Raw genomic sequence first — 11948 nt, 5'->3', positions numbered from 1 at the left:
TTCGAAGGTCATGTACTCGAAGGTGACCTCCGGCTCGATCTCGGCGGTCACCCGCTCGGTCCGGATCGTCACCTCGTGTTCCCGGGGCTCGGTCCAGTCGACCGGCGGCGGGAGGTCGGTCGGATCCCGGGCGATCCGGTCGACGTCGACAGCCGTCGCCGCCGGCAGTCCCTCTTCCGCCTCGTCGGTTGGCGTACTGTTCCCCGACACGTCGTCGTCACCCAGACAGCCGGCTACCGCGACCGCACCGGCTGCACCGAGTGCCTGCATGAACTGCCGTCGGTTGGCTGTGGTTGAGGTCATTGTCCTCACATGGTGGTTGGCTATACGTACGTTCAGACCTATCGACGATTCTTCCGAAGAGGGAAATGTGGCGAACATGTTCGCACATCGGACGACCGCCGAATCGGACCGTATCGCCGTCCGGACCGAACGACGATCATCGGGTGGACACGACGCATTTCCGCCTCGACGGGGACTCGAGACGCCGTCACTAAGTACGGAAGACGGCTCTTGCAGTGTATGTCATCCGACTGGGTTTCCGACGTCCGTCCCGCGGTTCGAGAGGGAGTCCGTGCCCTTCTCGAGGCGGTGACGATCGACGAACCCGAGATGCCGGCCCGGACGTTTCATCGACTGACGGACGATCCGTTCTTCGAAAACACCGCTTCGTTCCCGGTCGAAACGCCGGGTGAGTACTTCACGGCCGACGATCGATTCGACGACGTGTACGCGGGCGAGTTCGGCGAAGCGGCGCGAGCCGTCTACGAGGCGCTGCCGGGGCCGGGAGGTGTCGACGCCGACCAGCGGGCGAAACGGATCGTCGCTATCGAACGGGCGCTGTTCGAGTTTACCGGGATCGTCGCCGACTACGCCGGGGCGGTACGGTTCGACGCCGACGCGTTCGCGGCCGCCTTCGCCGAGCAGTTCGAGCCGCGATACACGGATCGGCGACGGGCGCGCTATCTGCTCTGTCTCCAAAATACCGCCATCGAACCCGGCGTTTCGATCGACCTCGAGACCGACCTGCAGGGAAAACCGGCGTATCTCGGTCCGTACGGGATCGACACGCTCCGGATTCGCCCGCTGGGCGATCTGGAGGAGACGGGGATCGCGACCTACGAAGCGCCGAGCACGGGCGTTCTCGAACGGGTCGAACCGCTGTCGCCGTCCCGACCGAATCCGGTCGTCGAACTCGTCCTAGAACGTCGTCGACCGCTTCGGGACATCACCGCGGAGATCGATGACACCGACCGCTCCCCGTGGCGAACGCCGTCGTTCGACGTGACACCCGTCGATCAGTACCCCTGGCAACGGCTCACCGAGGTCGTCAGGTACGTCGCGACTTGCGTTCGCCGCTGTCTTCGACTCGAGTATCCGGCCGGGGTGGTCGGCTTCGATCGGGGGTACCACGTCCGACCGGGCTGGGAGACCTATCGCGGCATCGCCACGCCGGTCACGTTCGCGCTCGATTTCGACGCTCCGACCGCGAGCGTCGGAACGCGCCTGCGCGAGGACCGCACGCCGGCGATCGAGAGGCTGTGGCGAACCCACCGCCAGCGGTTCAGACCGGACGATTCGGCGTTTCAGAACCCGCTTTCGCGGTTCGAACGGATGTTCGATCGGGATCGGGTCGAGGACCAACTGGTCGACTGCGTCGTCGGCTGCGAGGCGACCCTCTTGAAAGGGGGTTCGCCCGGCGGGAACCGGTACCGACTCGGGCTCCGTGCGGCGGCCCTGATCGGGGATCGGAACGCCCAGGAGTGGTCGGCGACGCAGGTCGGGGCGTTCTTTCGCACGCTTTACCAGTGGCGGAACGTCGTCGTCCACGAGGACCGTTCCCTGCCGAACGATCCGGGCCGAGACGACCGGATCGAGGTCGGCGAACGGGCGTTTCTGGCGGACGAACTGCTCCCGATCGCTCGCGAGTGTTACGCGGACGTGCTTCGGGCGTATCTCGACCGCACGGCGTCGCTCGAGTGTTCGATCGATACGATCAACGAGCGGATCGACGACCGACTGCTCGAGCGAGCGCCGACCGTTCGTGCCGCCCTCGATCGGCCGGCGGAGTAAGGCGGTGCCGGCTCGAGGACGCTACCCCCTGTCGCGCCTACGAGTCCGGTTCATCGGTGGCGTCGGCCACGGTCTCAACGATCGTTTCCCGCTCCTCGAAGTACGCCGGCGCGTCGTGATCGGCCTCGAACTCGACAACGCGTGCGAGCGCTTCCTCGGCGTCGTCGACCGTCGATCGAAGCTCTCCGGCGAGTTCCGTATAAGCGACGGCGAGATCCTGAAAGGCCTGCATCCGTGCCTGTTTCGCCTCCACGAGGAGTTGCTTTTCCGTAACCTCGTCCTCGAGGTCCTCGAGCGCCTCGAGATCGAGATCACCGGGACCGTCCGGCGTCGACGGCGCGGCGGGGCCGTCGACCGGCTCCGTGTGGTCCTCGAGGCGGCCGCGGAGTTCGGCCATTTCGTCGTCGATCTCGGCGAGGAGATCGTCGGCCTCGGCCCGCATCGTCTCGACGTGTCCCGAAAGCAGCCCCGCCTGCGTGTGACAGTAGTCGACGAACCCGTCGACGTCCGGCTCGGGTCCGGTATCGTCGCTCATACCCGTCCGTTCGTGCGTGTGACCGAAGTCACTTTGGACTGGTCGCCCCGCGACACCGGGGTCCAGCCACGGCGACCGGCCTGACGAATAGTTGCTAGCATACACCACGGTATTGGCCTTTCAGACCCGTTAAGTCCTTCCGGCCACTGACTCACCCACAGTGAATCGAGCAGCGAGTCGCGAACCAACCACGTTACTGATTCCCAACCCATGAGCAAGGACTACATCGAGGTGCGGGGTGCGGAGGAGCACAACCTCAAGGACCTCGACGTAACGATTCCCCGCGAGGAGTTCACCGTCGTCACCGGCCTCTCGGGGTCGGGGAAGTCCTCGCTGGCCTTCGAGACAGTCTATGCGGAGGGGCAACGCCGGTACATCGAGAGTCTCTCGGCGTACGCCCGGAACTTCCTCGGCCAGATGGACAAGCCTCAGGTCGAAACCGTCGAGGGTCTCTCGCCGGCGATCTCGATCGACCAGAAAAACGCCGCGAACAACCCGCGATCGACCGTCGGGACGGTCACGGAACTCCACGACTACCTCCGACTGCTCTATGCGCGGGTCGGCACGCCCCACTGCCCCGAGTGTGGCCGCGAAGTCGGCGAACAGTCCGCACAGAACATGGTCGAGCGCATCCTCGAGTTACCCGACGGGACGAAGGCCAAACTCGCCGCGCCGGTCGTTCGCGACCAGAAGGGTGCGTTCGAGGATCTCTTCGACGAGCTGGTGTCGGAGGGCTACTCGCGAGTCGAGGTCGACGGCGAGGAACACGATCTCACGCTCGAGAAACCCGATCTCGACGAGAACTTCGATCACACGATCGACGTGATCGTCGACCGCGTGAAAGTGTCCACCGAGGCGCGACCGCGGATCGTCGACAGCGTCGAGACGTCCCTCGAGGAGGCCGACGGCGTCCTGAAGGTCATCCTTCCGGACCCGCCCGCGGAGGCGGCCGAGGACCTCGGCGAGGAGGCTCGCCGGACGGGCGCGCTCGGCGACGAGACCGACGCGGACGACCGCTTCGTCGTCGAGTTCTCGAAGGACCTCGCGTGTACCCACTGCGGGATCGACGTTCCCGAAATCGAGACGCGTTCGTTCTCGTTTAACTCCCCCCACGGGGCCTGTCCCGAGTGTGAAGGGCTGGGCGAGACCAAGGAAGTCGACGAGGACCTCGTCGTCCAGGACGAATCCAAGCCGCTCAAACACGTCTTCGAGGCCTGGAGCTACAACCGCTCGTACTACAAGACCCGCCTCGACGCCGTCGCGGCCCATTTCGACGTCTCGCTGTCGACGCCGTTCGAGGATCTCGACGAGGATATCCAGGAGGCGTTTCTCTACGGCACCGACGAGAAGGTCACGTTCAAACGCAATACCAAAAACGGCACCCGGCGGAAGCGAAAGCGGTTCGAAGGGGTCATCCCCAACCTCGAGCGCCGGTATCTCGAGACCGACTCCGACTCGACGCGGGAACACATCGAGGACTACATGTCGGTCACGGAGTGTCCGGCCTGTGACGGCACCCGCCTGAAGCCCGCGAGTCGGGCCGTGCTCGTCGACGACACTTCGATCACGGAGATCAATGCGATGTCGATCGGCGACGCCCTCGAGCACTTCGAGTCGATGGAGGCGGATCTGACCGAGCGCGAGAAGGTCATCGCCGAGGAGATCCTCAAGGAGATCCGCGCCCGCCTCGGCTTCATGGTCGAGGTCGGCCTCGAGTACCTCACGCTCGATCGGGAGGCCTCGACGCTGTCGGGCGGCGAGAGCCAGCGCATCCGGCTGGCGACCCAGATCGGCTCCGGGCTGGTCGGCGTCCTCTACGTCCTCGACGAGCCCTCGATCGGACTCCACCAGCGGGACAACGACCGTCTGCTCGATACGCTCGAGGAACTGCGCGATCTCGGCAACACCCTCCTCGTCGTCGAACACGACGAGGAGACGATGCGCCGCGCGGACAACGTCATCGATATGGGTCCCGGACCGGGCAAACGCGGCGGCGAAGTCGTCGTCAACGGCTCCGTCGACGACGTCAAAGCCTGTGAGGATTCGGTTACCGGCGACTACCTCTCGGGCCGCCGGCAGATTCCGGTACCGGACGACCGGCGCGATCCGGACGGCGCGTTGACGATCCTCGGCGCGCGCCAGCACAACCTCTCGGATCTCGACGTGGACATCCCGCTTGGATGTTTTACCGCCATTACCGGCGTCTCCGGCTCCGGAAAATCGACGCTGATGCACGACGTCCTCTACAAGGGGCTGGCCCGCGAGATGAACGACAACACGAGCGTCATCCCGGGCGACCACGACGCTATCGAGGGTCTCGAGGAGATCGAAACCGTGCGGCTTATCGATCAGTCGCCGATCGGTCGCACGCCCCGCTCGAACCCGGCGACTTACACCGGCGTCTTCGACCACATCCGGGAGTTGTTCGCCCAGACCAAGCTCGCGAAACAGCGCGGCTACGCGAAGGGGCGATTCTCGTTTAACGTCTCGGACGGTCGCTGCGAGGAATGTGGCGGCCAGGGGACGGTGAAAATCGAGATGAACTTCCTCTCGGACGTGTACGTTCCCTGTGAGGAGTGTGGCGGCGAACGCTACAACGACGCCACGCTCGACGTGACGTACAAGGACAAGACCATCGCCGACGTCCTCGAGATGTCCGTCGAGGAGGCCTACGACTTCTTCGAATCCTCGAGTCAGATCCGTCGCCGACTCAAACTGCTGAAAGACGTCGGGCTGGACTACATGAAACTCGGCCAGCCCTCGACGACGCTGTCGGGCGGCGAGGCCCAGCGGATCAAACTCGCCGAAGAGCTAGGGAAGAAAGACTCGGGCGAGACGCTCTATCTGCTCGACGAACCCACTACCGGACTCCACAGCGAGGACGAGCGCAAACTCATCGACGTGCTCCACCGGCTGACCGACAACGGTAACACCGTCGTCGTCATCGAGCACGAACTCGACCTCGTGAAAAACGCCGACCACATCATCGATCTCGGCCCCGAGGGCGGCGAGCACGGCGGCGAGATCGTCGCCACCGGTACCCCCGAGGAGGTCGCGCGGCTCGAGGAGTCCCACACCGGCCGCTATCTCCGGGATCTGCTGCCGAAGGTCGATCTCGAAGGGCCTCGCGGCGAGCGAGTCGAACCGGTAACGGCGTCGATGGACGACGACTGAGTCCGGGTGGTGACGGCCCGTTCCGTTACTGTGATGACGGCGACGGCGTCGCCGTCGTCGGTTCCGATCCACCGTTCGGGAACGACAGCGTCACGGTGGTGCCGCCGCCGGGGCGAGGGGTAAACCGGACGTTCCCCCCGGCGTTCCGGACGATCCAGGTGACGATCCACAGCCCGATTCCGGAGCCGTGATCGAGCTGCGTCTCCTCGCCATCGAGGATGGCTCGACGCTCGGCTTCCGGAATCCCTGTCCCATCGTCTGTGACCGTAAACTCGAGTCGGGTCCCGTCGTCGTACTCGGTCGTTCGAACGGCGACTTCGACGGTCGGGGCGTCGGGAACGGAACTCGAGGGATCGGAATCCTGCGGTGTCGACGGTCGCCCCTGATTTGACCGCGATGCCGGATGGTGTTCGATCGCGTTATCGACGAGTTCGTCGAGCGCGTCGACGACGCGTTCGTCGATCGTCGGCGGTTCCCCGTTCCGAACCGGAGCTTCGATACGTGAGCCGATCCGGGCGTCCGGATAGGCGTCCGTGGCCCGATCGACGACGGTTCGAACCGCATCGGTCGCCTCGATCACAGCCGACCGGTCGCACCGCTCGAGCGTCCGTTCGATGTCGCGGGCTTTCTCGGCCGTCGAGAGCAGGTCATCGATCTCGTCGAGAATGGGACCGACGTGATTGCGATCGAGGCGCTCGTCGCGTTCGCCGATCCGTCGGGCGTGTGCCCGAATAACGGTAAACGAGTTGCGCAGGTTGTGTCTCAGGACCCGATTGAGCACCTGAATCCGTTGTTCGCGCTCTCGCTGGTCGGTGAGATCGCGCGCGATGACGACGTAGCCGTTCGCCTCCCCGCCCTCGAGGACGCTAACCGTGACCGCTTGCGGAAACGTCGTTCCGTCGGTTCGCTTTCCGGTCAGCGTCCCGCGCCAGACGTTTCGTTCGGCAAGGGCGGGGATGACCTCCCGTTCGATGCTGGCCCGGGACTCGGTCGTGTACAGGTCGGTCCACGGCCGTCCCTCGAGCGCCGAGCCGTCGGGGAGCGAGTAGAGGCCTGCGTAGGCGTCGTTGACGTAGACGTGGTGAGCGTCGACGATGATCGCGATGCCATCCCTCGAAGCGTTGACGGCGTGAGTGAGCCGCTCGTTCGTCCGGTGATATCGGGTGCGTTCGACGTAGACGTGGCCGAGGAGAGCGCCAACAGCTGTGCCGGCACTCAGCGCACTCATCGACGGCTGTGCGAAGCTGCCGGCGACGCCGGTTCTGAGCCGGACGAGCAACAGCACCCAGAAACAAAAGAGCGTACTCAACGCGCCGAGACCCAGCGCGCAGGCGGTAACGATCTCCGTTCGGCGATGGTCGCGGTCGTGGTCGGGTTCGCGGGTTCGCGTCCCGTACCGGACGAGCCCGAGTCCGGCCACCGTCGGCAGGAACAGTTCGAACGACAGGACCTCCGGAGCGCCGCCGAACACTGCCGCGTACGAGCCGGCGAGGCCGAGCAGCCCGACTCCGACGAGCGCCACCGGCGAGACGGCGACTGCGCAAACGCGCTCGAGCGTCCGCCGGATCCTGCCGTTCATCACAAAATCGGTTTGTCCTGTCGCAGAGGACCCTCATAAGTCAATTGGCGGAGCGAGGGGGCATTGTTCAGATTAGCTGATTCCAGCAGTATGCGTAGCTCTGCAACCATGTTTCTGCAGTTGCCGGACCGGCGTTTCTGAAGCAGTTTCCAAACTGAGAGGTGCGTCGTTTTATCTCTTGAAAGAGACGTTCGACAGCGTTCCGATTTCCGTGTTTTTCGTAGCGAAATCGGAGGCTGAGATTGTGGAGTGCCGCTTTGAGCCATGGTGCTGAATCGACGAGAAACACGGCATCTTCGACGTCGTGTTTCTCTCTCTCAGTTCGCGGAGAAACATCTCAGTAAGTGCGGTTGTACGCGTTGAATAGAGCTTGACGTGGAGGAATTCGTTCGTTTCGGGATCGATAGCCGCGTACAGCCAGTAGCGCTGAGCATCGAGTTGGATCACGGTTTCGTCGAGCGCAACGTGATCCGGCTGTTTATCAGCTGTCGGCTGTAGATCGGCTTTCTGCACCCAATTATGGATCGTCGATCGTGCTCGTTTGACACCGAATCTCTCTAAGACAGAAACAGTATCCAAAACTGATAATCCAGACAAATGGAGCTGGATACTCAGTCGCATTAGCTCGCGCGGTGTCGCCTCACGCTCCACAAAATCTAATTGAATCCCGGTACTAGAGCCGGTGAGGCGGCTGGGTTCTGGCATGGACACCTAGAATTCTGACCGCCTCGCTTTTCAGACCTTATCTGAACAGCGCCCGTGCAAACCGGAACAAGAAGCGATTCAAGTGCGTGGAGTGTGGCCGCCAAGACCATGCTGACCGGACCGTGGCAATCAACATCGTCAAGAAGGGATTGGTGAAACTGGAGAGGAATGTGCCTGCTCTCAACACGCTTCCCACTGTGCGGAAGTTGCGACGGCAGGCATCGGGCTGTGTGAACCAGCCGACCGTGACCCAAGACACCGCCAAAGGTCACCACGCCGATGGTGTCACGGGCGTGTCCGACTAATCCACGGGAAGCCACGGGCCACCGCGCCCGTAGCGGTTCACGCGGTCGTCGGCGTGTACCTTGCCGTCTGGGTCCGACCGGGGTTTCACGAGCAGATGGGTGCATAGTCCGGGTTCTGGAACCCTATCGCACCGACACATCGGAACCGTGCTGCGGCGGATATCGCCGAACGGGTGCCCGGCTTCGAAATCCTTTTAGTCGCGACAAGGGGATAGTAGGGTAACTGAGTGATATCATGGACGTCGACATCGTCTCGGAAGAGGACAACCCAATGTTGCATCGCACGGACGTCACCTTCGAACTCACCCACGAGGACGCCACCCCCGAGCGTCTGCAGGTCCGTGACAGTCTCGCGGCGAAGCTGAACAAGGACGCCGACGAGGTCGTCGTCCGCACCCTCGATACCAAGTTCGGGATGCGCAAGACGGTCGGCGAGGCCAAAGTCTACGAGAGCGCCGAGTACGCCCGCGACGTCGAGCAGGATCACATGCTCGAGCGCAACAAGATCGGAGCCGAGGAGGCCGACGCGGACGCCGAAGCGGAGGAGGCATAACATGGCTCGCTACGACCACTACGGCGACGACGGAAGCACCGAGGGCGAACAGTGTCCCCGCTGTGGCGACGTCTTCCTCGCCGATCACGGCGACCGGAAACACTGCGGGAAGTGTAGCTACACCGAGTGGGAGTAACGGCGATGTGGCGATGTGCCGACCGGCGACAGCACATCGTGACCGCCCCCACGAACCCGAAACTCACACGGAGACCGCGTTCCGGACCGACCGGCGCGTGGCTTCCGAACCACGTTGCAGCTATTCCCTCGAGCCGTGAGTACTGACATCCGCGTTCTTGGGATCGAAGGCACCGCGTGGGCGGCCAGCGCGGCGGTGTACGATTCCGGAGCCGACGACGTCGTTATCGAGACGGACGCCTACCAGCCCGACAGCGGCGGCATTCACCCGCGCGAGGCCGCCGAACACATGCACGACGCCGTGCCGCGAGTCGTCGAGCGGGCGCTCGAGCACGCCCGTGATACCCACGACGGTCCCGGGACGGAGCCGCCGGTCGACGCCGTCGCCTTCTCGCAGGGTCCCGGTCTCGGCCCCTGCCTTCGGGTCGTCGGGACGGCCGCGCGGGCGCTGAGCCAGTCGCTTTCGGTCCCGCTGGTCGGCGTCAACCACATGGTGGCCCACCTCGAGATCGGCCGCCACACCTCCGGCTTCGACGCGCCGGTCTGTCTGAACGCAAGCGGCGCGAACGCCCACCTGCTTGCCTACCGCAACGGGCGGTATCGCGTGCTCGGGGAGACGATGGACACCGGCGTCGGCAACGCGATCGACAAGTTCACCCGGCACGTCGGCTGGTCACACCCCGGCGGGCCGAAGGTCGAGGCGGCCGCCGAAGACGGCGAGTACGTCGACCTTCCCTACGTCGTCAAGGGGATGGACTTCTCGTTTTCGGGGATCATGAGCGCCGCAAAGCAGCGGTACGACGACGGCGTTGCGGTCGAGGACATCTGTTACTCCCTGCAGGAGAACGTCTTCGGGATGCTCACCGAGGTGTCCGAGCGGGCGCTCTCGCTGACCGGCAGCGACGAACTGGTGTTGGGCGGCGGCGTCGGCCAGAACGCCCGGCTTCGGGAGATGCTGGCGGAGATGTGCGACCAGCGCGGTGCCGACTTTCACGCGCCGGAACCCCGATTCCTACGGGACAACGCCGGCATGATCGCCGTTCTTGGCGCGAAGATGTACGCGGCCGGCGAGACGGTCCCGCTCGAGGAGTCGCGGGTCGATCCCGACTACCGGCCCGATCAGGTGCCGGTCACCTGGCGATCGGACGAGTCGTCGCTCGCGCTCGGCCGTGACGACGGCCGCGTCCGGGGTGCCGAAGCGCTCGTCACCCTCGAACCCGACGCCGGACGGGTCACCAAGCACCGACGGCGAAAGCGCTACCGCCATCCCGAACTCGACGAGCGTCTGCGAACCGAACGAACGCGCCTCGAGGCCCGGCTGACGTCTCTCGCCCGGCAGGAGGGGGTTCCGACGCCGGTCCTGTCGGACGTCGATCCGACCGAGGCCCGACTGGCTCTCGAGTACGTCGGCGATCGGGACCTGCGTGGGGCGCTGTCGCCCGAGCGGGTTCGCGACGTGGGCCGTCACCTCGCGCGGCTTCACCGGGCCGGGTTCGTCCACGGCGATCCGACGACCCGAAACGTCAGGGTGAACGCGGAGAGGACCTTCCTCATCGACTTCGGCCTCGGCTACCACACCGATCACGTCGAGGACTACGCGATGGACGTCCACGTCTTCGATCAGAGCCTCGTCGGCACCGCCGACGACCCCGAGCCCCTGCGGGCGGCCGTCCGCGAGGGGTACCGCGAGGTCGGCGACGAGCGGGTCCTCGAGCGATTGCGGGACATCGAGGGGCGCGGCCGGTACGTCAACGACGACGGGGAATAGCCTCGACCGAGGCCACGACGAGGGTGTCGGTGGTCAGCATTCGGCACGCGCTCGAACTCGCGGCACCGTTACTCGACTGAACAGGAGTCCGTCGTCGTATCGACCCCGAGCAAGTAGTTCCCGCCGCAAAAGCCCGTGACCGCGTTCCACAGCAGTCCGGCTCCGGCGATGCCCGCGAGCGCGCCGCGCTCGCGCTTGCCGTCCCGGTAGGCGGCACCGGCCGTCACGACCAGCCAGATACCGAGGACGCCGCGTACGATGCGATCGTCTCCGCCGGCGTTTCGTTTCATACCGAATCGGTCGGGGGCGACGACGAAACGGTTGTGCCGCATATCTCGGACCGGTTTATGACCCCGTGCGAGCACGCGAGCCGTCGGATTCGAGTCGGGCCGACGAAATCGGGGGACTCTTGCGACGACGGTTCGAGGATCGACCGATGAGCGACGTTCTCGTCACCGGATACGAACCGTTCGGCGACTTCGAGATCAATTCGGCGCGACGACTCGCGCTGGCGCTCGACGGCACGACGATCGGCGACGCCGCAGTCGCCGGCGAGGAACTCCCCGTCGCGTTCGACCGTGCCGGTGAACGACTCGAGGAATATGTCGAGGCGTACGATCCCGAGATCGTCTGCGGACTCGGACTGGCCGCCGGTCGGCACACGCTCTCGCTCGAGCGGGTCGGAATCAACCGTCGCGATACGTCCGCGTCGGGGACGCCGGACAACGACGACCGGACGGTCGTCGACGAACCGGTCGCCGTTGACGGACCCAACGCCTACTTCGCGACGCTGCCGCTCCGGGAGATGAAAGCAGCGATGCGGGAAGCCGGCGTTCCGGCAGCGCTGTCGACCGACGCCGGGACGCACCTCTGTAACGATCTGTTGTACACCGGCCGTCACCTCGCGGAGACGACCGCCCACGAGTTCCGGACGGGGTTCGTTCACGTGCCGTTCTCCCACGCGCAGGCGGCCGCTCGAGACGAGGGCGAACCGAGCATGGCCCTCGAGACGATGCGGGAGGGACTGATCGCGGGGCTTGCAGTCGCGCTCGACGCCGGTCGGTAAGCGGCCGCGTCGGGGCGACGGCGACCCGGGGGTGAAATTTCGGGCGTCGAGTCGA

General features: G+C 65.0%; 10 protein-coding genes and 2 pseudogenes. 7 read left to right on the top strand and 5 right to left on the bottom strand.

What is annotated here, in order from left to right; all coding sequences use genetic code 11:
• On the bottom strand, positions 1–303 hold a 303-nt coding region (locus TX80_RS04125), incomplete at its 3' end, for a twin-arginine translocation signal domain-containing protein (RefSeq protein WP_154658587.1).
• A 219-nt stretch (positions 304–522) separates the two neighbouring features.
• Here TX80_RS04125 and TX80_RS04120 point away from each other — a divergent pair.
• Positions 523–2073, top strand: coding sequence for a hypothetical protein (locus TX80_RS04120; protein WP_049921637.1), 1551 nt, complete (start codon positions 523–525; stop codon positions 2071–2073).
• Between the two features lie 37 nt (positions 2074–2110).
• Here TX80_RS04120 and TX80_RS04115 read toward each other — a convergent pair whose 3' ends face one another.
• Positions 2111–2608 (bottom strand): hypothetical protein, encoded by a 498-nt coding sequence (locus TX80_RS04115; protein ID WP_049921635.1) that lies wholly within the window; start codon positions 2606–2608, stop codon positions 2111–2113.
• Positions 2609–2818: 210 nt separating this feature from the next.
• On the opposite strand from TX80_RS04115, the gene uvrA reads away from it, so the two are divergent.
• Positions 2819–5782, top strand: a complete 2964-nt coding sequence (gene uvrA / locus TX80_RS04110) for an excinuclease ABC subunit UvrA (protein ID WP_049921633.1) — start codon at positions 2819–2821, stop codon at positions 5780–5782.
• Between the two features lie 25 nt (positions 5783–5807).
• On the opposite strand, the gene TX80_RS04105 is transcribed toward uvrA, so the two are convergent.
• Together TX80_RS04105 and TX80_RS04100 are read right to left on the bottom strand one after the other, a co-directional pair.
• Positions 5808–7361 carry a PAS domain-containing sensor histidine kinase gene (locus TX80_RS04105; protein WP_049921631.1) on the bottom strand — a complete coding sequence of 518 codons (1554 nt, stop codon included), beginning with the start codon at positions 7359–7361 and terminating at the stop codon, positions 5808–5810.
• Positions 7362–7428: 67 nt separating this feature from the next.
• Positions 7429–8066, bottom strand: a pseudogene (locus TX80_RS04100) (IS6 family transposase).
• 44 nt (positions 8067–8110) lie between these two features.
• On the opposite strand from TX80_RS04100, the pseudogene TX80_RS19650 reads away from it, so the two are divergent.
• The 4 genes and pseudogenes from TX80_RS19650 to TX80_RS04080 form a co-directional block, all read left to right on the top strand.
• Positions 8111–8371, top strand: a pseudogene (locus TX80_RS19650) (RNA-guided endonuclease TnpB family protein); the annotation flags it as partial.
• Between the two features lie 235 nt (positions 8372–8606).
• Entirely contained in the window at positions 8607–8924 is a 318-nt protein-coding gene (locus TX80_RS04090; RefSeq protein ID WP_049921629.1) for a 30S ribosomal protein S24e, read from the top strand.
• 1 nt (position 8925) lies between these two features.
• Complete coding sequence (locus TX80_RS04085) at positions 8926–9060, top strand: 30S ribosomal protein S27ae (RefSeq protein WP_007140110.1); 135 nt, start codon at positions 8926–8928, stop codon at positions 9058–9060.
• 135 nt (positions 9061–9195) lie between these two features.
• Positions 9196–10827 carry a bifunctional N(6)-L-threonylcarbamoyladenine synthase/serine/threonine protein kinase gene (locus TX80_RS04080; RefSeq protein ID WP_049921627.1) on the top strand — a complete coding sequence of 544 codons (1632 nt, stop codon included), beginning with the start codon at positions 9196–9198 and terminating at the stop codon, positions 10825–10827.
• Positions 10828–10895: 68 nt separating this feature from the next.
• Here the strand turns inward: TX80_RS04080 and TX80_RS04075 are convergent, their stop codons facing one another.
• Positions 10896–11117, bottom strand: coding sequence for a YgaP family membrane protein (locus tag TX80_RS04075; protein WP_049922195.1), 222 nt, complete (start codon positions 11115–11117; stop codon positions 10896–10898).
• Between the two features lie 146 nt (positions 11118–11263).
• Between TX80_RS04075 and TX80_RS04070 the strand changes: the two genes are divergently transcribed.
• Positions 11264–11893 carry a pyroglutamyl-peptidase I family protein gene (locus TX80_RS04070; RefSeq protein ID WP_049922194.1) on the top strand — a complete coding sequence of 210 codons (630 nt, stop codon included), beginning with the start codon at positions 11264–11266 and terminating at the stop codon, positions 11891–11893.
• Positions 11894–11948: the final 55 nt, after the last annotated feature.

Source organism: Halopiger djelfimassiliensis (genome assembly GCF_000455365.1).
Lineage (GTDB): Archaea > Halobacteriota > Halobacteria > Halobacteriales > Natrialbaceae > Halopiger_B > Halopiger_B djelfimassiliensis.
Note: the sequence above shows the minus strand (reverse complement) of the source record. Positions and strands in the feature narration are given on the sequence as shown.

Excerpts from the sequence above, each read along its gene's own strand:
- TX80_RS04085 (WP_007140110.1), top strand. The coding sequence starts at position 8,926 with ATGGCTCGCTACGACCACTACGGCGACGACGGAAGCACCGAGGGCGAA.
- TX80_RS04075 (WP_049922195.1), bottom strand. The coding sequence starts at position 11,117 with ATGAAACGAAACGCCGGCGGAGACGATCGCATCGTACGCGGCGTCCTC.
- TX80_RS04090 (WP_049921629.1), top strand. The coding sequence starts at position 8,607 with ATGGACGTCGACATCGTCTCGGAAGAGGACAACCCAATGTTGCATCGC.
- TX80_RS04105 (WP_049921631.1), bottom strand. The coding sequence starts at position 7,361 with ATGAACGGCAGGATCCGGCGGACGCTCGAGCGCGTTTGCGCAGTCGCC.
- TX80_RS04120 (WP_049921637.1), top strand. The coding sequence starts at position 523 with ATGTCATCCGACTGGGTTTCCGACGTCCGTCCCGCGGTTCGAGAGGGA.
- TX80_RS04115 (WP_049921635.1), bottom strand. The coding sequence starts at position 2,608 with ATGAGCGACGATACCGGACCCGAGCCGGACGTCGACGGGTTCGTCGAC.
- TX80_RS04070 (WP_049922194.1), top strand. The coding sequence starts at position 11,264 with ATGAGCGACGTTCTCGTCACCGGATACGAACCGTTCGGCGACTTCGAG.
- uvrA (WP_049921633.1), top strand. The coding sequence starts at position 2,819 with ATGAGCAAGGACTACATCGAGGTGCGGGGTGCGGAGGAGCACAACCTC.